The organism is Streptomyces sp. NPDC051133, from assembly GCF_040682635.1.
GTDB lineage: Bacteria > Actinomycetota > Actinomycetes > Streptomycetales > Streptomycetaceae > Streptomyces.
In genome coordinates, this window is the sequence record NZ_JBFBBK010000010.1 from 45,854 (window position 1) to 68,492 (window position 22,639).

Genomic DNA, 22,639 nt, shown 5'->3' on the forward strand with positions numbered 1-22,639 from the left:
GTTCCAGAAAACCTAGGCTGCGCCCCGTGGCCAGGACGAAGGAATTCGACCCCGACGCCGCGCTGCAGTCGGCCCTGGAGCTGTTCTGGCGGCGCGGCTACGAGGCGACGTCGATGGCCGACCTGGTCGAACACCTCGGGATCGGCCGGGCCAGCCTGTACGCGACGTTCGGCAGCAAGCACGAGCTGTACCTGCGGGCGCTGGACCGGTACGGGCAGGTCCAGAACCCGCTGCTGACCCGGGAGCTGTCGCCGCCGGGCCCGGTGCTGCCCGCCGTCCGCGCGCTGGTCCGGCGGTTCGCCGCCGAGGCCACCGCGGAGGCCACCCGGGAGCAGGGCTGCCTGGTCACCAACACGGCCGTCGAACTGGCCCCGCACGATGCGGCCTCCGCCCGCCGCGTGCAGCAGAGCTGGGACGCCCTGGAGACGCTGCTGCACTCCGCGCTGGTCCGCGCCCGCGCCCAGGGCGAGCTGCCCGGGGACCGCGATCCGCTCGCCCTCGCCCGCATGCTGCTCGTCCTGCTCCAGGGCCTGCGGGTGGTCGGCAAGGCCGCCGCGGACCCGGCCAGGGTGCGGGACGCGGCGGAGCAGGCACTGGCCCTGCTGGACTGACGCGACCGAGGCGCACCTCCTGGGTGCGCCTTTTTCCGGCCCACATACTGAACCGATCGTTCTAAAAAGGGAGATCGTCATGACGCACCGCTTCACCGGCCGCACCGCCCTCGTCACCGGCGCCGGCACCGGCATCGGGCGGGGCATCGCGCTCGCCTTCGCCCGCGAGGGCGCGCACGTGGTCGTCGCCGGGCGCCGCAGGGAGCCGCTGGAGGAGACGGCGGCGCTGATCGAGCGGGCGGGCGGAAAGGCGCTGGCGGTCACCGCGGACGTGACCAGCGCCGAGGACCTGCGGGCCCTGGTGGCCGCCGCCGTGGACCGCTTCGGCTCCCTCGACGTGGCGGTGAACAACGCCGGCGTCCTGGAGGGCCGCGGCAAGGCCGCGGCCGACCTGTCCGAGGCGGACTGGCGCCGGATGCTCGACGTCAACGTCACCGGTGTCCTGCTCGCCCTCCAGGCCGAGGTCGCCCAGATGCGGACCCAGCCGGACGGCGGCGCCGTCGTGAACATCGCCTCCCGGATCGGCGTCCACAGCCGGCTGCCCGGCACCACCGGCTACGCCGTCACCAAGGCGGCCGTCTCGGTGCTCAGCCGCAGCGCCGCCCTGGACCACATCGCCGACGGTGTGCGCATCAACGCCGTCAGCCCCGGCCCCACCGCCACGGACATGTCCTTCAGGCCCGGCGAGACCGAGGCCGGCCGGGCCGCCCGGATGCGCGCCGAGGTCCCGCTCGGCCGGGTGTGCACCGTCGAGGAGGTCGCCGCCGCCGTGCTCTACCTGGCCTCGGACGACGCGGCCTCGGTCGTCGGCACCGACCTGGTGGTGGACGGCGGCTCCACCGCCTGACCCGGTTCAGTCGATCCCGGACCGCTCCACCCCCGCCACGATCCACCGCTGGAAGCACAGGAACACCACCAGCAGCGGCAGGATCGACACGGCGGCGGCGACGAACAGCTCGTGCAGCCGCACGACCTGGGCCGTGGTGAAGGACGACAGGGCCACCTGCACCGTCCAGGCGCTCTGGTCCTGCCCGATGACCAGCGGCCACAGGAAGGAGTTCCACGCGCCGAGGAACACGATCGTGCCGACGGCCGCGAACACCGGCCGCGCGTTCGGCACGACGACGAGCCAGTACGTCCGCCAGTACCCCAGCCCGTCGACCTGCGCCGCGTCCTCCAGCTCCCGGGGGAAGCCGAGGAAGTACTGCCGGAAGACGAAGCAGGCGAACGCGGAGAACAGCGTCGGGACGATCAGCCCGCGCAGGGTGGAGATCCAGCCCAGCGACGACACCAGCACGAAGCTCGGCACGAAGGTGACGGCGGCCGGGACCAGCAGGGTGCCCAGGATGCCGTAGAAGACCTTGTTCGCGTGCCGGTAGGGGATGCGGGCGAGGCCGTACCCGGCGAGGGACGCCAGGACCAGGGTGCCCAGCGTCGTGGCGACGGCGATCAGCGCGGAGTTGAGCAGCGAGCGGGCGAACGGCACCGACGGATCGTCGAACAGCTCCCGGACGTTGCCCCACCTCACCTCGCCCGGGAAGAAGGTCCACCCGGGCGAGGTGATGTCCCGCTCGCTGGACAGCCCGTTGCGCACCAGCAGATAGAAGGGGACGAGGAAGAGCAGCGCGAGCGCGACCAGCAGCACCAGCCTGAGCGCCCGCCCGGCCCGCACCAGGGCGTCATCCATCGGCGTCCGTCCTTCCCAGCTTCAGCCACCACGCCTGTCCCACCGTGACGACCGCGATGATCAGCGCCAGGATCACCGCGCCGGCACTGCCGAGCCCGAGGTTCTGCCCCTGCCCGAGGGCGGTGTAGTAGAGGTAGACGAGCGGCGGCCGGGCGTAGGGCGGATAGCCCCGCGCGTCGGACAGCAGGTTGTAGAACTCGTCGAAGGCCTGGAAGGCGTTGATGACGAGCAGCAGGACGACCGCGACCGAGGTGGCCCGCAGCTGGGGCAGGGTGATGTGCCGCAGCACGGTCCAGCCGGGCCGGGCCCCGTCCACGGCCGCCGCCTCGTACAGCACCGGGTCGATCCGCTGCAGCCCGGCCAGGAACAGGATCATGTAGAACCCGGCCTGCAGCCACAGCCGTACGGTCACGATGACCAGCCAGTACCAGGGCGGGTCGGTGCTCGACAGCCAGGCGACGGGATCGCCCCCGAACCACCCGAGCACGGTGTTGGCGAGCCCGAACCGCACCCCGTTGAACAGCGACATCTTCCAGACCAGCGCGGCGACGACGTAACTGCACGCGGCCGGGAGGAAGAAGACCGACCGGAAGAACGCGCGAGCGTGCCCGATGCGGTTGACCATCAGGGCGAGGCCGAGGGAGCACACGTACGTGACCGGCACGATGAAGGCGGTGAAGAGGAGGAAGGTCTTCAGAGCGCCGACGAACGCGTCGTCCCGGAGCATCGCCGTGTAGTTGCCGACGCCGACGAAGTGCGTGGGCGTGACGGTGTTGTGCGCGTCGAAGAAGCTCAGGCCGACGCTCCACAGCAGCGGAACGTACGTGAACAGCGCGAGCCCCAGCGCGAACGGCCCGACGAACACCCAGAACCACAGGGCCCTGCGCCGCCTCACGACTGCTTCTTCACCCGGTCGAGCTCGGCGCTCACCTTCCGTACGACGGCCCGCAGCTCACTCTCCGGAGCGGCGCCGCCCCTGATGATCCGGCTGAGCGCGTCCTGGTAGGCGGTCTGGGCGGCCGGCGTCCACGACAGCGGCTGGGCGTAACCGAACTCGGTCGTGAACCGCACCGCGTCCGCGGCCGGCCCCGACTTCAGCTTGGCGGCCTTCCTGGCGAGGGAGATCCGGGCGGGGATGTGGAAGCCGTAGGAGAGGGCGAAGTCCTCCTGGTAGTCGGTCCGCTCCACCCACAGCCACTTCACGTACTCCTTGGCGGCCTCCCTGTGCTTGCCGCGCGCGCTGACGGCGGCGCCGTACGCACCGACGGGCACGGAGGGCCGGCCCGCGCCGCCGTCCTTCGGGAACGGCAGGACACCGAAGTCGTCCCCGAGCTCCTTCTGCACCTGGGGCAGCGTCCACAGCCCGGACCACTGCATCGCGGTCAGCCCCTGGGTGAAGGCGGAAGGGTCGGCCCAGTCGGCGGGGGCGCCCAGCAGCAGGGACTTGCCGGCGTACAGCTGGTGCAGCTTGCCGAGGGTGCGGGCGGCGGCGGGGTCGTCGAAGCCGACCTTCCCGTCGTCGGTGACGAGCCGGAGTCCGGCCGCGTACAGGGGTGTCCCGCCGAGGACGCCGGCTCCCCCGTCATTGCCGAGGAAGAGGCCCTTGACCTTGCCGCGGGTGAGCTCCCGGGCGGCGTCGATGAGCCCGTCGAGGCCGGCCGGCGGCTCGACCCCCGCCTCCTTCAGCAGGCTCTTGCGGTAGTAGAGCATCTGCATGTCGACGACCTGCGGGATGCCCCAGATCCTCCCCCGGTACGTCTTGGGCGCGAGGACGGCCTGGTTGAAGTCGTCCTTCACCCCGTCGAGCAGCTCGGTGAGATCGACGACCTGGCCGCCCTGGATCTGGTCGAGGGTGGGCCCGTTGACCTCGAACACGTCCGGCCCGGAGTCGGTGAGCAGGGCGGCGGCGGTCTGCTGGTCGTAGTTTCCGGGCCGCCACTGCACATGGACGTCGGCCTTCTTGTAGGCGGCGGCGTACCGCTGCACGGCCTGCTCGGTGCCGGTCTCGCCGTACTGGTGGTACCACTGCGCCAGTTGACCGCTCCCCGAACCACCGCCCCCTCGCCCGGTGTTGGAACCACAGGCGCCGAGAAGGCCACCCGCCCCGGCACCGGCACCCGCTGCCAGCAAGGTCCTACGACTGATGCTCGTCATCGTGCCCCCAGACGTTCGTCACGTTCGTCATCGATGCACGGCCCAACGATCAACCATGCGGAGTGATTACGAAAGGGGGCCGGGGGCGGGGCGGAGGGAGCGGAGCCCCAGGAGGTCCGGGTGGCGAAGGACGTGCCCTTGGAGTCGTACTCGTAAACGGTGTTGTCGGACGCGCGGCGCACGAAGAGGTCGGCACCGGGGCGCGGTCAGGAGTGCGTCCCCGTTCCCTCCAGCCGCTGTTCCGTCGGTGCCGGGGAGTGGGAGGCGGTGACGGCGGCCCGGCGGCGGGGCAGCACGCCGATCGCCACGACGGCCGCGAGCAGGAAGAGGGCGGCGCTGACGGCCAGGCCCAGCGCGTAACCGGAGGAGAGCGAGGCGGGATCGGTGGCCTTGCCGGTGTGGTGCGCGGCGATCGTGGCCAGGGCGGCCAGGCCGACGCAGCCGCCGAGCTGACGGGAGCTGTTGAGCACGCCGGAGGCCATGCCGGCCTCGCTGATGCGCACGCCGGTCGTCGCGGCGGCGGCGGCCGGAGCCAGCACCAGACCGGCGCCGACGCTGGTGAGCAGGGACGGGCCGAGCACATCGGTGAGGAAGCTGCCGTCCGGGCTGATCCGGGAGAACCAGGCCAGTCCGGCGGCGGCCAGCAGCGCGCCCGGCAGCAGGGCGGCGCGGGGCGAGCGGGCCGCGGTGACCTTGGTCGCGACGACGGTGCCCGCGACGAGTCCCACGGAGAACGGCAGGAACGCGGCACCGGTGGCGGCGGCGCCCATGCCGAGGACCTGCTGGAGGTACAGGGACACGAAGTAGAAGGCGGTGAACTGCCCGGCCGCGGCCAGGAACACGAGCAGATTGGCGCCGGAGACCCACCGGCTGCGCAACAGGCCGAGCCGCAGCAGCGGTGCGGAGACCCGGCTCTCCACCACGGTGAACGCGGCCAGCAGGACGACCGCGACGCCGAGCGTGACCAGCGTCGCCGGGGATCCCCACCCCCGGGTGTCGGTCCGTACGACCCCGAAGACCAGCAGCCCGGTCCCGCCGGTCGCGAACAGCGCACCGAGCGCGTCCGGCCGCTCGCGCCGCCGCTCGGGCCGCGACTCGGACGGTACGGCGACGTAGGCGAGCGCGAGGGCCACCGCCACGACGGGCAGGTTGATCAGCATCACCCAGCGCCAGCCGGCGTACTCGGTCAGCAGCCCGCCCGCGAGCACGCCGAGTGCGCCACCGGCGGCGTTCACCGCGCTCCACACACCGAGGGCGCGGACGCGTTTCGGGCCCTCGGTGAAGGTGGTGGTCAGCATCGCGAGCGCGGCCGGGGCGGCCGCGGCGGCACCGATCCCCTGCCCCGCACGGGCGCTGACCAGCTCCCAGGGCTCCTGCGCCAGCCCCCCGGCCAGCGAGCAGATCCCGAACACGACCATCCCGAACACGAACAGCCGCCGCCGACCGTACAGATCACAGGCCCGCCCGCCGAGCAGCAGAAACCCGCCGAAGGTGAGGGCGTAGACGTGGACGACCCAGGAGAGGTCGAGCGGCGCGAATCCGAGGGCGGTGCGTATGGCGGGGAGGGCGACATTGACGACGGCCATGTCGAGGGCGACGACGAACTGGGCGACGGCGGCAGCGGCGAGAACGACACCCGGGCTGCCGCGTAACTTTTTATACATGTAAGGAAAGTAGCGTGCGGGGGCCGGGGTTGTCGACAACGGCTGGGAGAAGTGGCACAGATCTCGCACGCCGGGACGGCGGGGTCCCCCACCCGCACGAAGGAGCGGCCCCCACACCGTGGTGCCGCCCCTCAGCGCCCACCCCCTCCCCTCAGTCCCGCCGAATCAGCTCCGGATCGATCCGCCGCCCGACGAGGGGAAGCGAGCCGAGGGCGGCGACGGCGACGACACCGACGGCGCCGGCGAGCAGGAGGGGGAGCCCGGCACCGTCCCAGAACACCGCCCCACCCCCGGTCACCAGATAGCTCGACTCGGCCATCTTGCCGAGTGTGACGGCCAGCAGCAGGCCTAGGGCCAACGGGAGGACGACCTGGGCAACTTGTACCGCACGGAGCGTGCGAGGACGAGCACCGAGCAGAGCCAGAGCAGTGACCTGGGAGCGCCGCTCCACTGCGCGGTCGGTGGCAGCGACTACGTAGGCGGCTACGCCGATGACGGCACCCAGGACCATGCCGAGGGCCAGCAGCGCTTTGACGACGGCGATCTGCTGGAGGGCGGTGACGTTCAGCCCTTGGGGAATCACCGCAGCGGTGGGAACGATATGAGCGATGCGATCGAGAACGGCCCGGACCGTGTCCGAGTCCGAAGCGCTGATCAGGCTGAGCGTGCCGTCGCTGGGGCGGAGCCCCTCAGGCAGCGCGGAAGGCGGAAGAAGAATCATGCCACTGCTGAGAACCGGCATACCTACCTGATCACGGTACGGCAGGGTGCGCCGTGGTGCCGTGATCTCCATGGTCCGGTGCCCATCGGCCAGCGTGATGCGCAGCTTCCCACCCGCCTTGAAACTCCCGTCCTGCACCTGTGTGGGGTCATACAGCCGTAGGGGCCGACCGTCGACGCACTTGCCGACCCAGGGCACAGCCTTCCGGAGCTCGGCGCAGGTCGCCAGGACGACCGCTGGTGACCAGTCACGCCAGTCATCGCCTACGTGCGTTGGCGCGGTGACGAGGTGAGCACGAATGCCCCGCATGTGTTCGAGGGCGCCCCGCTTGGTTGCGGTGAGCCCCTGATCGGGCATGTCGTACATCTGAATCGAAGCAGTGTTCTTGGAGACCTGATCCAGCTCGATCAGCACGCCCTGGGCGAGTGAAGCCGCGAACACCAGCAGAACCAAACCGGCGGCGACCCGAAGCGCACCACCTGGCTCCGCCTCGTTACGCCGCATGGCGAGCCCTAGAGCGAGTGAACGGGTGCTTCGGGCGACCCGTCCGGAGAAGGACCGGCATAGACGCGGCAGCATCGTCACGAGGCCGATGCCGATGAGGACGATCATTGAGGGGATGAGCAGAGCGGACGCCCCGGTGTCCGAAGGAGCATGCCCCGTCGCCCCGGCGACGCAGTAGCCTGCGGCGACGCCCGCCCCAGCGAGCAACGGGACCATACCCCAGACAGAAGGGGGGTTCTCCGGGGCTGCCCTACGGACAGCGAGCGGATTCACGGCCGCCTTCCGCGCACTGACCCGTCCGACGAACCAGGCGAGCGCCGGACAGCCCAAGAGGCACGCCCCGAGGGTCGAACCGCTCAGTGCACCATCACTCGGATACCAGGTGAATCCAGGAAGACCGACTCTGGAAAGAAACTGGTTCAGTAACCAGTACTCACCCAAGCCCAGCAGCGCTCCAAGGCTGGCGGCGGCGACCGTCTCAACCGCGTTCACTCGCCGCACCTCCCGGGCACTCATGCCCAGCAGACGGAGCGCCGCCAATCTGCGGGCTCGCTCGGCCGCGGACAAGCGAGCACAGACAGATAGGAACACCGCCAAGGGGACCAGGACGACCCCCACCATGGTGAAGCGCAAGATGCCGAGCGTCGCCGGCTCCACGGTGGGTTCCGGGGCCTCCCCCCTGCCGAAGCGCTTGACGGGAATACCGTCGGACAACTCACCACGAGGCATGCCGACGTAGGCAACCAGCTCGCTGGGTCGTGCGAGTCCCTGCGGGCCGATCAACCCCGCTTCCCTTCCTGGAAAACGTTGAGCGAGACCCGGCTGGGAACGCAGCATCTCGTGCAGCCGCGGAGAGACAAAGAACTGACCAGCGGCCGGGAACGACGACAACCCCGGAGGCGACTCAACGTCCTTGGTGCCGCGGGCCAGAAAGATGCGGGTAAGAGGCTTGGCTCCGTACGGATCCGTCCTTTCCAGCGAAAGCGGGAACCCTGAGAAGACCGGCTTGTGCGACCCGTCTCGCGGAACCACAGGCTGCCTTGCCGCAACGCGGGCGTCCTGCGCGGCAAGGATGCCGGGGATCGTGAGCACCACCGCCAGACAGCACACTGCGATCGAGCCGCCCACACTCATCAGCGTGAACCGCACGCGATTGCCGCGACCGCTGCTCAGCAGCAGCCGTAGCCCCAGAAACAGCTCCTTCACGATCCGACCGCCCTTTGTGCGGTGAGGACGCCGTCAACCATGGAGTATTGGCTGTCGGCGCGAGCCGCTACGTCCCGGTCATGCGTGACAAGGACCACTGCTGTGCCTTGCGAACGGGCCAACGCCAGGAACTCCTCCAATACGGCCGAAGCGTTGGCGCTGTCGAGCGAACCCGTCGGTTCATCAGCAAAGACCACGGCTGGTCGATGAACCAGGGCACGGGCCACGGCGACGCGCTGACTCTGCCCGCCCGACACCTGAGAAGGCCTTCGTTCGCGCAGCTCCGCAAGCCCCAGCCTGCCGAGTACTTCACCGGCAGCGGCGAGCGCAGCCCTCTTCCGCTGTCCTGCCAGGCGCAGGGGCAGGGCGGCGTTCTCCTCGATGGTCAACTCGGGCAGCAACTCGCCGTACTGGAAGACAAACCCGAAGCGCTCGCGGCGCAGTGCACTCAGCTCGTCATCATCCAAGTCGCTGAACGAGCTTCGTTCGAAGCGGACTTCACCACGGCTGGCGGGCAGCACCCCCGCGAGGCAGTAAAGCAGGGAGGACTTGCCTGAGCCGCTCGGCCCGGTGATTGCCGCGATCTCGCCGCGACGCAGGACGATCGACGCTCCCTTGACCGCTTGCGACCTCCCGTAGAAGAGATCGACGTCTCTGGCAACAAGACTTTCCGGCCCCATAACCGCGGTCAGCCGTTGAGCTTGTAGCTGAAGCGCAGCTCAGACGCGCAGTTGTCGGGGCGAAGGGCACCTTTATCGCGACAGACGTGGAAACGCGCGTCCTCGATGTACCGCTCGGCTCCGTCCCAGTTGGAGTGGTGCATGAACACAGACTTCCGCTGCTTGCCGTAGTAGCGGATCCAGCCATGGCCTTCGACCTTGACTTCCACGTACCCGTTGTGGCCGTCCCCCGGGTCGGTGTCCTGCAGCTGCCCCTTCCACTCGAACGAGCCGTGGTTCCTCTCAGGAGGATTGACTCGGTACTGCCCCGTGAATGCAACTCCTGTCGTGCTCTGCGCAGGCAGGTTCCGCCACGACGAAGCAACCGCCGTCCCTGCCCCCGCAAGAAACACCCCCGCCGTGACGAAGCCGACCAGTACTCGCTTCATGCGCCACCTCTTCCATGACTCCGACAGCCCCACCGGCCATCGGAGTTACAGAAAGTAGCGCCTCGATCACTTGCTGAATCCTTCAGCCTCCCGCCCACCACCACATCAGGTGATCACGATTCAGACAGCGGCCGAAATTGCACAACACAAAGAGAGACGACACCCCCGCACAAGGGTGCCGTCTCTCTTTCGTGTGCCGGAGCCGTCGCCGATCGGTCTGAGGGTCGGGGACCGGCGACAGCTCCGGGGTCTGGTGGCCGTGAGGCCTAGCGGTGGTCGCTGCCCTCCGACTGCGTCGCCGCGCGGCCCGCCTCCAGGCGGGCGACCGGGATGCGGAAGGGGGAGCAGGAGACGTAGTCCAGGCCGGCCTCGTGGAAGAAGTGGACCGACTCCGGGTCACCGCCGTGCTCGCCGCAGACGCCGAGCTTGAGGTCGGGGCGGGTGGCGCGGCCGGCCTGGGCGGCCGCCTTCACCAGGGAGCCGACGCCGTCCTTGTCGATCGTCTCGAAGGGGGAGACGCCGAAGATGCCCTTCTCCAGGTACGCCGTGAAGAAGGAGGCCTCCACGTCGTCGCGGGAGAAGCCCCACACCGTCTGGGTCAGGTCGTTGGTGCCGAAGGAGAAGAACTCGGCGGCCTCCGCGATCTGACCGGCGGTCAGCGCGGCGCGCGGCAGCTCGATCATGGTGCCGATCGCCAGCTTGAGCTTCGTCCCCGTCGCCGCCTCGACCTCCGCGATGACCTGGTCGGCCTCCTCGCGGACGATCTCCAGCTCCTGGACCGTGCCCACGAGCGGGATCATGATCTCGGCGCGCGGGTCGGCCTTGCCGTTCTTGCGTTCGGCCGCGGCCTCGGCGATGGCGCGGACCTGCATGGTGAACAGGCCGGGGATGACCAGGCCGAGGCGGACGCCGCGCAGACCCAGCATCGGGTTCTGCTCGTGCAGGCGGTGCACCGCCTGGAGCAGGCGCAGGTCGTTCTCGTGCGGCTCCTGGCGGGACTCCGCCAGCGCCACGCGGACCGAGAGTTCCGTGATGTCGGGGAGGAACTCGTGCAGCGGCGGGTCGAGGAGGCGGATGGTGACCGGGAGGCCGTCCATCGCCTCGAAGAGCTCGACGAAGTCCTTCTTCTGCAGCGGCAGCAGCTGCTGCAGAGCGGCCTCGCGCTCCTCCTCGGTGTCGGCGAGGATCAGCTTCTCGACCATCTCGCGGCGCTCACCGAGGAACATGTGCTCGGTGCGGCACAGACCGATGCCCTGGGCGCCGAAGCGGCGGGCGCGCAGCGCGTCCTCGGCGTTGTCGGCGTTGGCGCGCACCCGCAGGCGGCGCTTGCGGTCGGCGAAGGCCATCATGCGGTGCACGGCCTCGACGAGCTCGTCGGCGTCGTCGGCGCCCGGGTGCATCCGGCCCTCGAAGTACTCCACGACCGGGGAGGGGACGACGGGGACCTCGCCCAGGTAGACCTTGCCGGACGAACCGTCGATGGAGATGACGTCGCCCTCCTCGACGACGTGACCGCCCGGTACCGTCATCCGGCGGCGCTTGGTGTCGACCTCCAGGTCCTCCGCGCCGCAGACACAGGTCTTGCCCATGCCCCGGGCGACGACGGCCGCGTGGGAGGTCTTGCCGCCGCGGGAGGTGAGGATGCCCTCGGCCGCGATCATGCCGTCCAGGTCGTCGGGGTTCGTCTCGCGGCGGACCAGGATGACCTTCTCGCCCGAACGGGACCACTTCACCGCGGTGTAGGAGTCGAAGACGGCCTTGCCGACGGCGGCGCCCGGGGAGGCCGCGATGCCCCGCCCGACCTGCTCGGTCTTGGCGCTGTCGTCGAAGCGCGGGAACATCAGCTGGGCCAGCTGGGCGCCGGTGACGCGCTGGAGCGCCTCCGTCTCGTCGATCAGGCCCTGGTCGACCAGCTGGGTGGCGATGCGGAAGGCCGCGCCCGCCGTGCGCTTGCCGACGCGGGTCTGGAGCATCCACAGCTGACCGCGCTCGATCGTGAACTCGATGTCGCAGAGGTCCTTGTAGTGGTTCTCCAGCGTCTCCATGATCTGCATGAGCTGGTCGTACGACTTCTTGTCGATCTGCTCCAGCTCCGCCAGCGGAACGGTGTTGCGGATGCCCGCCACCACGTCCTCGCCCTGGGCGTTCTGCAGGTAGTCGCCGTAGACGCCCTGGTGGCCCGAGGCGGGGTCGCGGGTGAAGGCGACGCCCGTGCCGGAGTCGGGGCCCAGGTTGCCGAAGACCATCGAGCAGACGTTGACGGCCGTGCCCAGGTCGCCGGGGATGCGCTCCTGGCGGCGGTACAGCTTGGCGCGGTCGCCGTTCCAGGAGTCGAAGACCGCCTTGATGGCGAGGTCCATCTGCTCGCGCGGGTCCTGCGGGAAGTCCCGGCCGGCTTCCGTCTTGACGATCTTCTTGAACTTGGTGACCAGCTTCTTCAGGTCGGCGGCCTCCAGGTCGGTGTCGACCGTGACCTTCTTGGCCGCCTTGGCCGCGTCGAGCGCCTCCTCGAACAGCTCGCCGTCGACGCCGAGGACGGTCTTGCCGAACATCTGGATGAGGCGGCGGTAGGAGTCCCAGGCGAAGCGGTCGTCGCCGGCCTGCTTGGCCAGGCCCTGGACCGACTTGTCGGAGAGGCCGATGTTCAGGACCGTGTCCATCATGCCGGGCATGGAGAACTTGGCGCCCGAGCGGACCGACACCAGGAGGGGGTTGTCCGCCTGGCCGAGCTTCTTGCCCATCGTGGTCTCGAGGGCGTCGAGGTGTGCACTCACCTCGTCACGCAGTGCCGCGGGCTCTTCACCGCTGTCCAGGTAGACCTTGCAGGCCTCGGTGGTGATGGTGAAGCCGGGAGGGACCGGGAGACCGAGGTTGGTCATCTCGGCGAGGTTGGCACCCTTGCCACCGAGGAGGTCCTTGAGGTCCTTGTTGCCCTCGGTGAAGTCGTAAACGAACTTCGCTACGTGGGGTTCTTTGTTTTCCGACACGGGTCTCGACTCCTTGAGGCCACGGTGGCTGCCCTGACGGCGAGGAATGTACCCAGATCAAAGGCGCATGGGTACGTCCACTTGTGCGTCATGCGCCTGTAACCACTCGTCCGCCAGCGGATCGAAAGTCAAAGCTTGGCAAGCGGTGACCGGGTTATGTTTTCACTTCTTGAACGCATCACCTCCCAAAGACCGGGGAACCCGCTCGGATGAGCGACCTCCGACACGTCTGAGTTCGATCGATGAACGATCAAGGGGTGGCACTCGGTGCCACCCCTTGGAGAAGTGCAGTCGCCCATGATCCGCTCATCTGAGCGCAACCCTTATCAAGGGTGGCGAGAATCACGCTGCCACAGCGGGCCCGATTTCACCATGCGGACGCCCGCGCGGGCCCGGAACCGCCGGTGAACGCCCTCGTCACACACCCATCTCCGTGAGCCGCTCCTCCACCCGCTCCGGCGCGTACAGGTGCTCCACGACCAGCGCCGCCGCTCCGATGAGCGCCGCCTGGTCGCCCAGCCGGGACGTGACGACGTCCAGGCGGGCCGTGGAGCGGGGCAGCGCCCGCTGGTACAGCAGCTCGCGCACCCCGGTGAGGAAGGGGGTTCCGGCCAGATCGCCCGCGATCATGAGCACGCCCGGGTTGAGCAGGGTCACCACCGTCGCCAGCACGTCCCCGACCCGGCGCCCGGCCTCCCGGGCCAGCGCCGCCGCCTGCGGATGCCCGGCGGCCAGCAGGTCCCGCACGTCCGAGCCGGAGGCGGCCGGCACCCCGGACTCGGCCAGCCGCCGGGCCACGGCGCCCCCGCTCGCGACGGCGGCGAGACAGCCGTACGACCCGCAGCGGCACAGCGCCTCCGCGCCCACCCGGATGTGCCCGATGTCGCCCGCGCCGCCGTCGACGCCCCGGTAGACCGAACCGTCCACGACGACCCCGGCGCCGATGCCCGTGGACACCTTCACCAGCACGAACGCCGCGCAGTCGGGGTGACCGGTGCGCTGTTCGCCGTAGGCCATGAGGTTGGCGTCGTTGTCCACCAGGACCGGGACCGCCGGGGCTCCGGTGCGCTCGCCGAAGGCGCGGGACAACCGGCCGGTGATGTCGTAGCCGTCCCAGCCGGGCATCATCGGCGGCTGGACGACCCGCCCGGTCTCGCTGTCCACCGGCCCCGGCACCGCGAGCCCGATCCCGCAGACCTCCGCCGCCCGGTGCCCGGCCTCGCTCAGCAGCTCGGCGAACCAGCCGCCGAGTTCCCCGAGGACGGTCTCCGGGCCCTCCTCCACGACCAGGGTCCCCGCGTGCTCGGCGAGTATCTCGCCGGTCAGGGTGAGGACGGCCGCGCGGGCGTGCCGGGTGTCGAGATCGGCGGCGAGCACCACGGCGTGCGAGCCGTCGAACTCCAGGGTGACGGCGGGGCGCCCGCCGAGCGGCGAGTCGACCGGCCCGCCGGCGCCCTCGCGCAGCCAGCCCGCCCGGAACAGCCGGTCCAGGCGCTGGCCCACGGTCGCCCGGGACAGCCCCGTGGCCTGCTGGAGCGCGCCGCGCGTCACCGCCCGGCCGCTGCGGACCAGTTCCAGCAGATCACCGGCGCTCGTCTGACCGCCGCCCCTGACGGCTCTTCCCGGACTCCCGGCCATGCGCACCCCCTTGTGTTTCCTCAACCTGCATTACATAGTGGGTTTTGCGTGTTAAATAGACGTAACCCCTCCGGTGGCCACGGTCAAACCCCGCCGAACCCGGTCGCCCCGCCCGCCGGACGTCTTCGTCTTCGGGGAGCCCCGAGTGGATCGCACCGCACAGCTCACCACCCGCCCGTCCGAGCCCGCGACCGCGTACGATCCACCGCCGTCCGCCCTTTCCCCTTCCGCCGCCGATCCCGCGTCAGCGGCCTGTGACGCGTCCCTGCGGGTCAGGGCGGCCCGGGTGCTGGAGGCCAACTGGACGGGCGCCTCGACCGTCCCCTCCCGGAACCTGTATCCGCACCAGTGGTCCTGGGACTCGGCGTTCATCGCGATCGGCCTGCGGCACCTGTCGCCGGGGCGCGCCCAGACCGAGCTGGAGACGCTGCTGGCGGCGCAGTGGGGCGACGGGCGCGTCCCGCACATCGTCTTCAACCCCTCCGTACCGCTCGACGCGTACTTTCCGAGCCCCGACTTCTGGCGCTCCGCCACCGCCGGACGCGCCACGGGCGCCCCGCGCACCGTACAGACGTCGGGCATCGTGCAGCCACCGGTGCACGCGCTCGCCGCCTGGCTGGTGCACCGAGCCGACCCCGCCCTGTCCCGGGCGCGCGGCTTCCTGGCCCGGGTGTACCCACGGCTGGCCGCCTGGCACCGGTATCTGCTGCACCGGCGGGACCTGGGCGGCGGCGGTCTGGTGTCCGTCGTCCATCCCTGGGAGCAGGGCATGGACAACAGCCCCTGCTGGGACGCCCCGCTCGCCCGGATCGTCCCGGCCCGGGCGCGCACCTTCCGCCGCGCCGACCTCGACCACGGCGCGCCCGAGGACCGGCCGACGGATCTGGACTACGGGCGGTACGTGCGGCTCGCCGCCGACTACCGGGACGCCGGATACGCGGACGGCGGCGGGGACTTCGCCGTGGAGGACCCGGCGTTCAACGCCCTGCTCATCGTCTCCGAGCACGCGCTGGCGCGGATCGCCCAGGAGCTGGGCGCCGCCGGCACCGCCCGGCACGCGCGCGCGGAGCGGCTGACCGCGGCGCTGGTGGAGCGGCTGTGGGACCCGGCGGCCGGGATGTTCCTGTGCCGGGACCTGCGGGGCGGCGGGGGGCCGGTCCGGGAGCGCGGCGTCACGGGGCTGGTCCCGCTGCTGCTGCCGGGCCTGCCCCGCACCGTCGCCGCCGGCCTCGTGCGCACCCTGCGCGGCCCGCACTTCTCGCTCGGCGACCGCACCCGGCTGGTGCCCAGCTACGACCTGCTCGGCGAGGCCTTCAACGCGCACCGCTACTGGCGCGGGCCGGCCTGGTTCAACACGAGCTGGCTGCTGGAGCGGGGGCTGCGGGCGCACGGCGAGAGCGCGGCGGCAGACGCCCTGCGCGCGGCGGTCGTCGACCTCGCCGACCGCACCGGTTTCGCCGAGTACGTCGACCCCTACACCGGCGAGGCCTGCGGCGCGACCGGCTTCAGCTGGACCGCGGCGCTCGCGCTTGACCTGCACAAAGATCTGCTCAAGCGCCCCTGACAGGGCGTGTCCATCAGGGCACCGCCACGTTCGACAGGGAGTGACGAAGGAGGGCACCGGGGATGACGGACCGGCATCACCTGCTCGTGCACGGGGCGACGTTCGCCGTCGTGGGCGACCGGGGCGACATCAGCGGGGTGCGCGGCGGCAGCCCCCCGGACGGGCTGTTCGTACGCGACGCCCGGCACCTCAGCCGCTGGCAGCTCACCGTCGACGGCGCGGTGCCCGAGGTGCTCACCCCGGTCGCGGAGGGGGACGCGGCGCGCTGCGTCCTGGTCCCGCGGGGCGGCCGGCAGGAGCCTCCCGCGCACACGCTCTTCCGGGAGCAGGCCGTCGGGGACAACGCGTTCGTGGAGTCCCTGCGGATCACCAGCAACCGCCCGGTGCCCACCACGGTGCGCCTCGCCCTCACCGTCGACGCCGACTTCACCGACCAGTTCGAGCTGCGCTGCGACCACCGCACCTACGTCAAGGCCGGCGCCGTACGCTCCCGTGAGGTCCTCGACGACGGCATCGAGTTCGCCTACCGGCGGGCCGAGTGGCGGTCGTGCACGAGCATCACGGCCGACCCGGCACCCGACGCCGTGGAGGAGACGGGGACGGGCGCCCGCCGCCTGGTGTGGGCCCTCGCCCTGGCGCCGCACGGCACGACCGAGCTGCTGCTCCGGGTGATCGCCCGCCCGCACGGCGAGAGCCGCGCCCTGCGCGTGCCCCGCGACCCGGCCGCCGTGCGCGATCAACTCCGCTCGCTGGAGGAGGAGTTCGTGGAGGGCGTGGCCTTCCCGGCCGGCTGGCCGGAGCTGTCGGAGGCGTGCGCGCGGGGCCTCGCCGACCTGGCCGCGCTGCAGATCCCGGCCACCGGCCCGGACGGCGAGGAGCTGCGCGTCCCGGCGGCGGGCGCCCCCTGGTTCCTCACCCTCCTCGGCCGCGACGCCCTGCTCACCTCCCTGTTCGCCCTGCCCTACCGCCCCCGTCCGGCCGCCGCCACCCTCCTCGCGCTCGCCGCCACCCAGGCGACCGGCAACGGCCCGTCCCGCCTCGCCCAGCCCGGCAAGATCGTGCACGAGGTACGGCACGGCGAGCTGGCCCACTTCGGGCAGGTCCCGTTCGGGCGGTACTACGGCTCGGTCGACGCCACCCCGCTGTTCCTGATCCTGCTCGGCGCGTACGTCGAGCGGACGACGGACACGGCACTGGCCCGGCGCCTGGAGCCGCACGCCCGCGCCGCCGTCGGCTGGATGCTCGACCACGGCGGGCTCACCTCCCGCGGCTACCTCGTCTACCGCGCCGACGAGGGCGGCCTCGCCAACCAGAACTGGAAGGACTCCCCCGGCGCGATCTGCTGCGCGGACGGCACCCGGCCGACCGGCGCGGTGATGGCGGCGGGCGCCCAGGGTTACGCCTACGACGCGCTGCGCCGCACGGCGTGGGTGGCGCGCACGGTGTGGGCCGACGCGACGTACGCGGCCCTGCTGGAGCAGGCGGCGGCGGATCTGCGGGACCGTTTCCAGCGGGACTTCTGGATGCCGGAGCAGTCCTTCCCGGCGCTGGCGCTCGACGGCAAGGGCCGCCGGATCGACGCGCTGGCCTCGGACGCCGGGCATCTGCTGTGGTCGGGGCTGCTGGACAAGGAGTACGGCGAACTGGTCGGCCGGCGGCTGCTGGAGCCGGACTTCTTCTCCGGCTGGGGCGTCCGCACGCTGGCCTCCGGCCAGCCCGCCCACCATCCGCTCTCCTATCACCGCGGTTCCGTCTGGCCGCACGACAACGCGCTGATCACGCTGGGCCTGGCGCGGTACGGGCTGCACGACGAGGCCCGCACGGTCGCCCGCGCGCTGGTCGACGCGGCGACGACGGCGGGGCACCGGCTGCCGGAGGTGCTGGCGGGGTACGGACGGGACACGCATCCGGAGCCGGTTCCCTGTCCGCACGCGTGTGTGCGGGAGTCCCGGTCGGCCGCGGTGCCGCTCGCTCTGCTGACCGCGGTGGGCGGGGCTTAGCGGGGTTCGGCGCCATCCCCGTGGGGGACCCCCGGGGGCGTTTGCCAGGTGTTTGCCCGGCGTTGTGAACAGCGGACCGAGACCGGCCGTAGGGGAGGTCGGATCGGTCTCGCAAGGAAGGACGCCGGGTTGTCCCAGGACATGAGCACGCGCGAATCAGCCGTAGCGGCAGCCGAGGAGGCTGAACCGGACGAGTCCGTCCCCCCGGCGCCCGGCCCGCGCCGCCCGTCGCGCCGCCCCTGGACGGCCGTGGCGGCGCGCACGCGGCGCCTGCGGGAGGAGCACCCGGCGGCCGCCCGGGCGCTGTCCGTCACCGTCACCGTGCTCGCCGCCGCACTCGTCGTCGCCGCGCTGGTGATGCCGAACTCCGTGGTGCGGCTCGGGCCTTCGGCGTTCCTGCGGATACCGGCCGAGGCCGTGATCGGGGCGGCCGTGATGATCGCGCTGCCGCGCCGGCCGCGGGTGGCGCTGGCGGCGGTGTCCGGGGTCGCGCTGGCCGCGATGACCGTGCTGAACGCGCTCGACATGGGCTTCAAGCAGTACCTCGGCCGCGGCTTCAACGTGGTGCTCGACTGGAGCCTGTTCGCCGACGCGGAGTCGTACCTGGAGGACTCGCTCGGCCGCACGCGGACCCTGGCCGCCGTGGCCGGTGTGCTCGCCGTGGTGCTGCTGCTGTTCGTGCTGCTGGCGCTGGCCATGGTCCGGCTGAGCAATCTGCTCGCCCGGCACAGCGCTCTCGCGACCCGGGGCACGCTGGTCGCCGGGGTCGTCTGGATCACCTGCTCCTCCCTGGGCCTGCAGCTGTTCGGCGTACCGCTCGCCTCCGACAGCACCGCCACCGCGCTGAAGGCCCAGGCCCACATGGTCTCGGCGACGCTCAAGGACGAGGCGGAGTTCGAGAAGGTCGCCAAGGTGGACCGGTTCGGGAACACTCCGGGCAGCCAGCTGGTGCCGGATCTGCGCGGCAAGGACATGATCTTCACGTTCATCGAGAGCTACGGCCGCAGCGCGGTCGAGGACCCGATCATGGCGCCCGGGGTCGACGCGACCCTCGACGCCCGCACCAAGGCGCTGGCCAAGGCCGGCTTCCACGCGAAGAGCGGCTGGCTGACCTCGGCCACGTACGGCGGCAGCAGCTGGCTCGGGCACTCCACCACCATGTCGGGGCTGTGGATCAGCAACCAGCAGCGGTACCGCACGGTCATGGCCAGCGACCACCTCAGCCTGACCGACGCCTTCGAGAAGACCGGCGCCTTCGACACCGTCGGTGTCATGCCGGGCGTGCAGAAGGGGTGGCCGGAGCAGAAGTGGTACGGCCTGGACAAGGTCTACAACGCCTTCGAACTGGGCTACAAGGGGCCGAAGTTCAGCTGGTCGACGATGCCCGACCAGTACGCGCTGCAGCAGTACCAGGAGCGGGTGCACAGCAAGAAGCCCGCCGACGGCAAGGCGCGGATGTCGCTGCTGATCCTCACTTCCAGCCACCAGCCCTGGGCGCCGATCCCGAAGATGGTCGGCTGGGACCAGCTGGGCGACGGCTCGGTGTTCAAGGGCATCGAGGCGGCGGGCAACAATCCGGCCGACGTCATCGCCGACACCACCAAGTCCCGCCAGGAGTACGGCAAGTCGATCCAGTACTCGGTGACCGCGCTGACCCAGTGGCTGGAGCGCTACGGCACCAAGGACACGGTGCTGGTCTTCCTCGGCGACCACCAGCCGATCGCCCGGGTCAGCGGCAACCACGCCAGCCGTGACGTGCCGGTCGCGATCGTGGCGAAGGACCCGAAGGTGCTCGACAAGGTGGACGGCTGGGGCTGGACCGACGGCCTGCGCCCGGCCCATGACGCGCCGGTCTGGAAGATGAGCGCCTTCCGGGACCGCTTCCTGACGGCGTACGGCTCGACTCCGCACCCGAAGAAGGGCTGACCGCCGCCCGGGGCGCTCAGCCGCCGGAGGTGTCCAGCTCCGCGTCCTCGCTCACGCCCGCGCAGTCGTAGGGGTCCTTCAGCCAGCCGTCCGGCAGCACCACCCGGTTGTTGCCGGACGTACGGCCGCGGGGCCCGTCCGCGCCGGCCGGCCACGGCTGGTCGAGGTCCAGCTCGTCCAGTCCGGCGCGCAGCTCCTGGAGCGAGGAGGTGATCGCGAGCCGCTTGCGCATCTCGGAGCCGACCGCGAAGCCCTTGAGGTACCAGGCGACGTGCTTGCGGAAGTCGACGACCCCCTTGGACTCGTCGCCGGCCCACTCACCGAGCAGGGTCGCGTGCCGGACCATGACCTCGGCCACTTCCCGCAGCGTGGGACGCGCGAGGTCGTCGAGCCGCCCCTCGAACGCGGCCACCAGGTCGGAGAACAGCCACGGCCGCCCCAGGCACCCGCGCCCGACCACGACTCCGTCGCAGCCCGTCTCCCGCACCATCCGCAGCGCGTCCTCGGCCGACCAGATGTCGCCGTTGCCGAGCACGGGGATCTCCGGGACGTGCTCCTTCAGCCGGGCGATGGCGTCCCAGTCGGCGGTGCCGCCGTAGTGCTGGGCGGCCGTGCGGCCGTGCAGGGCGATGGCCGTGACGCCCTCCTCGACGGCGATGCGGCCGGCGTCGAGGAAGGTGATGTGGTCGTCGTCGATGCCCTTGCGCATCTTCATCGTCACCGGCAGGTCGCCGGCGCCCGCGACCGCCTCGCGCAGGATCGCCCGCAGCAGGTTCCGCTTGTACGGCAGGGCCGAGCCGCCGCCCTTCCTGGTGACCTTCGGCACCGGGCAGCCGAAGTTCAGGTCGATGTGGTCGGCCAGGTCCTCCTCCGCGATCATGCGGACGGCCTTGCCGACGGTCGCCGGATCGACGCCGTACAGCTGGATCGAGCGCGGCTGCTCGCTGGCGTCGAACCTGATCAGCTGCATGGTCTTCTCGTTGCGCTCGACCAGCGCCCGGGCCGTGATCATCTCGCTCACGAACAGGCCCTTGCCTCCGGAAAACTCCCTGCACAGGGTGCGGAAGGGCGCGTTGGTGATACCCGCCATGGGTGCGAGCACGACGGGCGGCGCGACGGCGTGCGGGCCGATGGAGAGCGGGTGGGACATCAGACGGCTCCGGGTCGGACGTACGGCGGATACGGGTCGGGACGAGAGACCATTGTCCCTCACGGCGCCGGTCACTCGTCCGGCAGCTCCGCCGGCGGCTGACGTGCGGGGACATCGGGGCCACCTCGTTTGCCCCGGGTACCCGGGTGTGCCGGGGCGGGGCGAGCCGGGCCGGGCGGCGTTTCGGGCGCAAAGATCATGTACCACTCATTAGTTAGACGCACTATTGAAATCGGCGTACGATGGAACGCATGCCCGAGTTGAGCCACCGCCGACGCCTCCTCGTGCTCGCGATCTGCTGCATGAGCCTGCTCATCGTGAGCCTGGACAACACCGTGCTGAACGTGGCGCTGCCCGCCATGCAGCGCGACCTGCACGCCTCCACGTCCGGGCTGCAGTGGACCATCGACGCCTACACCCTGGTGCTCGCCTCGCTGCTGATGCTCGCCGGCTCCACGGCCGACCGGATCGGCCGCAAGAAGGTCTTCATGGCCGGCCTGGTGGTCTTCTCCGTCGGCTCACTGCTCTGCTCCGTGGCCCCGAGCCTGGAGCTGCTGGTCGTCTTCCGCATGGTCCAGGCGATCGGCGGCTCGATGCTCAACCCGGTCGCCATGTCGATCATCACCAACACCTTCACCGACGCCCGGGAGCGCGCCCGCGCGATCGGCGTGTGGGGCGCGGTGGTCGGCATCTCCATGGCGGCGGGCCCGCTGGCCGGCGGCCTGCTGGTGCAGTCGGTGAGCTGGCGCGCGATCTTCTGGGTCAACCTCCCGGTCGGCCTCGCCGCCCTCCTGCTCACCCTCCGTTTCGTCCCCGAGTCCCGCGCCCCCAAGGCCCGCCGCCCCGACCCGGTCGGCCAGCTGCTGGTGATCGCCCTGTTCGGCTCGCTGACCTACGCCATCATCGAGGCGCCCGACGCGGGCCTCGCCCGGGTCTCCCCGTTCGCCGTGATCGCCGTCGGGGCGCTCCTGGCCCTGCTGCGGTACGAGCCGCGCCGCGAGGAACCCCTGATCGACCTGCGCTTCTTCCGCTCGGCACCGTTCAGCGGAGCCACCGTGATCGCGATCAGCGCGTTCGCGGCGCTGGGCGGCTTCCTGTTCCTGTCGACGCTGTACCTGCAGAACGTGCGCGGCCTCGACGCCCTGCACGCGGGCCTGTGGATGCTGCCGATGGCCGCGCCCACCTTCCTGTGCGCGCCGCTGTCCGGCCGGCTGGTCGGCAACCGGGGCCCGCGCCTGCCGCTGCTGATCGCCGGTACGGCGACGACCGCGAGCGGTGTGCTGTTCGCGGCGTTCGACGCGGAGACGTCGAGCGTCACCCGCTTCCTCTGCTACGTCCTGTTCGGCATCGGCTTCGGTTTCGTGAACGCGCCGATCACCAACACCGCGGTCTCGGGCATGCCGCGGGCCCAGGCCGGTGTCGCGGCGGCGGTCGCCTCCACCAGCAGGCAGCTGGGCCAGACGCTGGGCGTCGCGGTGGTCGGCGCGGTGCTGGCGTCCGGCATCGGCTCGTCCTCGTACGGCCACGCGTTCGTCGCGGCGGCCCGCCCCGGCTGGTGGATCCTCACCGGGTGCGGTCTCGTGGTCCTCGTCCTCGGCCTGCTGACGAGCGGCCGCTGGGCCCGCGGGACGGCGGAGCGCACGGCGGACCGGCTTCAGTCGGCGGAGGTGCGCCAGGTGGTCGGCGCCTCCTGAGCCCGGCCCCGGCGGGCGCGGGCGG

The 22,639-nt window shown here is 71.2% G+C and carries 16 protein-coding genes; 6 read left to right on the forward strand and 10 right to left on the reverse strand.

The annotated features are described in order from the left end of the window. The first annotated feature begins 26 nt into the window (after nucleotides 1-26). Together AB0N17_RS13120 and AB0N17_RS13125 are read left to right on the forward strand one after the other, a co-directional pair. Nucleotides 27-611, forward strand: a complete 585-nt coding sequence (locus tag AB0N17_RS13120; protein WP_366011330.1) for a TetR family transcriptional regulator — start codon at nucleotides 27-29, stop codon at nucleotides 609-611. A 79-nt stretch (nucleotides 612-690) separates the two neighbouring features. After that, nucleotides 691-1,458: an SDR family oxidoreductase gene (locus AB0N17_RS13125; protein ID WP_366011331.1), complete on the forward strand. Its 768-nt coding sequence runs from the start codon at nucleotides 691-693 to the stop codon at nucleotides 1,456-1,458. A 6-nt stretch (nucleotides 1,459-1,464) separates the two neighbouring features. On the opposite strand, the gene AB0N17_RS13130 is transcribed toward AB0N17_RS13125, so the two are convergent. From AB0N17_RS13130 to AB0N17_RS13170, 9 genes are all read right to left on the reverse strand, one after another. Continuing rightward, nucleotides 1,465-2,298 (reverse strand): carbohydrate ABC transporter permease, encoded by an 834-nt coding sequence (locus tag AB0N17_RS13130; protein ID WP_366011332.1) that lies wholly within the window; start codon nucleotides 2,296-2,298, stop codon nucleotides 1,465-1,467. Further along, entirely contained in the window at nucleotides 2,291-3,193 is a 903-nt protein-coding gene (locus AB0N17_RS13135; RefSeq protein WP_366011333.1) for a sugar ABC transporter permease, read from the reverse strand. Before AB0N17_RS13135 ends, AB0N17_RS13130 begins: the two co-directional genes overlap by 8 nt. Next, nucleotides 3,190-4,452, reverse strand: a complete 1,263-nt coding sequence (locus tag AB0N17_RS13140; protein ID WP_366011334.1) for a sugar ABC transporter substrate-binding protein — start codon at nucleotides 4,450-4,452, stop codon at nucleotides 3,190-3,192. Before AB0N17_RS13140 ends, AB0N17_RS13135 begins: the two co-directional genes overlap by 4 nt. A 206-nt stretch (nucleotides 4,453-4,658) precedes the next feature. Then, on the reverse strand, nucleotides 4,659-6,116 hold the full coding sequence (locus tag AB0N17_RS13145; protein WP_366011335.1) for an MFS transporter: 1,458 nt from the start codon (nucleotides 6,114-6,116) through the stop codon (nucleotides 4,659-4,661). Between the two features lie 151 nt (nucleotides 6,117-6,267). After that, complete coding sequence (locus tag AB0N17_RS13150; RefSeq protein WP_366011336.1) at nucleotides 6,268-8,547, reverse strand: FtsX-like permease family protein; 2,280 nt, start codon at nucleotides 8,545-8,547, stop codon at nucleotides 6,268-6,270. Further along, entirely contained in the window at nucleotides 8,544-9,227 is a 684-nt protein-coding gene (locus AB0N17_RS13155; RefSeq protein WP_366011338.1) for an ABC transporter ATP-binding protein, read from the reverse strand. The genes AB0N17_RS13150 and AB0N17_RS13155 overlap by 4 nt, the downstream gene beginning before the upstream one ends. Before the next feature lie 8 nt (nucleotides 9,228-9,235). Continuing rightward, a complete protein-coding gene (locus AB0N17_RS13160; RefSeq protein WP_366011339.1) occupies nucleotides 9,236-9,655 on the reverse strand; it encodes a hypothetical protein in 420 nt (139 codons plus the stop codon). A gap of 266 nt (nucleotides 9,656-9,921) precedes the next feature. Further along, nucleotides 9,922-12,642: a pyruvate, phosphate dikinase gene (gene ppdK / locus AB0N17_RS13165; protein WP_366011340.1), complete on the reverse strand. Its 2,721-nt coding sequence runs from the start codon at nucleotides 12,640-12,642 to the stop codon at nucleotides 9,922-9,924. 417 nt (nucleotides 12,643-13,059) lie between these two features. Further along, nucleotides 13,060-14,280 carry an ROK family protein gene (locus tag AB0N17_RS13170; protein ID WP_366011341.1) on the reverse strand — a complete coding sequence of 407 codons (1,221 nt, stop codon included), beginning with the start codon at nucleotides 14,278-14,280 and terminating at the stop codon, nucleotides 13,060-13,062. A 145-nt stretch (nucleotides 14,281-14,425) separates the two neighbouring features. Here AB0N17_RS13170 and AB0N17_RS13175 point away from each other — a divergent pair, with 145 nt between their 5' ends. The 3 genes from AB0N17_RS13175 to AB0N17_RS13185 all read left to right on the forward strand — a co-directional run bounded on the left by AB0N17_RS13175 (nucleotide 14,426) and on the right by AB0N17_RS13185 (nucleotide 19,770). Next, on the forward strand, nucleotides 14,426-15,844 hold the full coding sequence (locus AB0N17_RS13175) for a hypothetical protein (RefSeq protein WP_366011342.1): 1,419 nt from the start codon (nucleotides 14,426-14,428) through the stop codon (nucleotides 15,842-15,844). Between the two features lie 62 nt (nucleotides 15,845-15,906). Continuing rightward, complete coding sequence (locus tag AB0N17_RS13180; protein WP_366011343.1) at nucleotides 15,907-17,844, forward strand: glycogen debranching N-terminal domain-containing protein; 1,938 nt, start codon at nucleotides 15,907-15,909, stop codon at nucleotides 17,842-17,844. A 357-nt stretch (nucleotides 17,845-18,201) separates the two neighbouring features. Next, nucleotides 18,202-19,770 carry a CDP-alcohol phosphatidyltransferase gene (locus tag AB0N17_RS13185; RefSeq protein WP_366011479.1) on the forward strand — a complete coding sequence of 523 codons (1,569 nt, stop codon included), beginning with the start codon at nucleotides 18,202-18,204 and terminating at the stop codon, nucleotides 19,768-19,770. 16 nt (nucleotides 19,771-19,786) lie between these two features. On the opposite strand, the gene dusB is transcribed toward AB0N17_RS13185, so the two are convergent. Beyond that, nucleotides 19,787-20,920, reverse strand: coding sequence for a tRNA dihydrouridine synthase DusB (dusB, locus tag AB0N17_RS13190; RefSeq protein ID WP_366011344.1), 1,134 nt, complete (start codon nucleotides 20,918-20,920; stop codon nucleotides 19,787-19,789). A gap of 251 nt (nucleotides 20,921-21,171) precedes the next feature. On the opposite strand from dusB, the gene AB0N17_RS13195 reads away from it, so the two are divergent. Beyond that, complete coding sequence (locus tag AB0N17_RS13195; RefSeq protein ID WP_366011345.1) at nucleotides 21,172-22,614, forward strand: MFS transporter; 1,443 nt, start codon at nucleotides 21,172-21,174, stop codon at nucleotides 22,612-22,614. Nucleotides 22,615-22,639: the final 25 nt, after the last annotated feature.

Bases quoted from the DNA above. Each gene is read 5' to 3' on its own strand.
- AB0N17_RS13125 (WP_366011331.1), top strand. From the start codon at position 691: ATGACGCACCGCTTCACCGGCCGCACCGCCCTCGTCACCGGCGCCGGC.
- AB0N17_RS13130 (WP_366011332.1), bottom strand. From the start codon at position 2,298: ATGGATGACGCCCTGGTGCGGGCCGGGCGGGCGCTCAGGCTGGTGCTG.
- AB0N17_RS13140 (WP_366011334.1), bottom strand. From the start codon at position 4,452: ATGACGAGCATCAGTCGTAGGACCTTGCTGGCAGCGGGTGCCGGTGCC.
- AB0N17_RS13145 (WP_366011335.1), bottom strand. From the start codon at position 6,116: ATGTATAAAAAGTTACGCGGCAGCCCGGGTGTCGTTCTCGCCGCTGCC.
- AB0N17_RS13155 (WP_366011338.1), bottom strand. From the start codon at position 9,227: ATGGGGCCGGAAAGTCTTGTTGCCAGAGACGTCGATCTCTTCTACGGG.
- AB0N17_RS13160 (WP_366011339.1), bottom strand. From the start codon at position 9,655: ATGAAGCGAGTACTGGTCGGCTTCGTCACGGCGGGGGTGTTTCTTGCG.
- AB0N17_RS13170 (WP_366011341.1), bottom strand. From the start codon at position 14,280: ATGGCCGGGAGTCCGGGAAGAGCCGTCAGGGGCGGCGGTCAGACGAGC.
- AB0N17_RS13180 (WP_366011343.1), top strand. From the start codon at position 15,907: ATGACGGACCGGCATCACCTGCTCGTGCACGGGGCGACGTTCGCCGTC.
- AB0N17_RS13185 (WP_366011479.1), top strand. From the start codon at position 18,202: ATGCCGAACTCCGTGGTGCGGCTCGGGCCTTCGGCGTTCCTGCGGATA.
- dusB (WP_366011344.1), bottom strand. From the start codon at position 20,920: ATGTCCCACCCGCTCTCCATCGGCCCGCACGCCGTCGCGCCGCCCGTC.
- AB0N17_RS13195 (WP_366011345.1), top strand. From the start codon at position 21,172: ATGCCCGAGTTGAGCCACCGCCGACGCCTCCTCGTGCTCGCGATCTGC.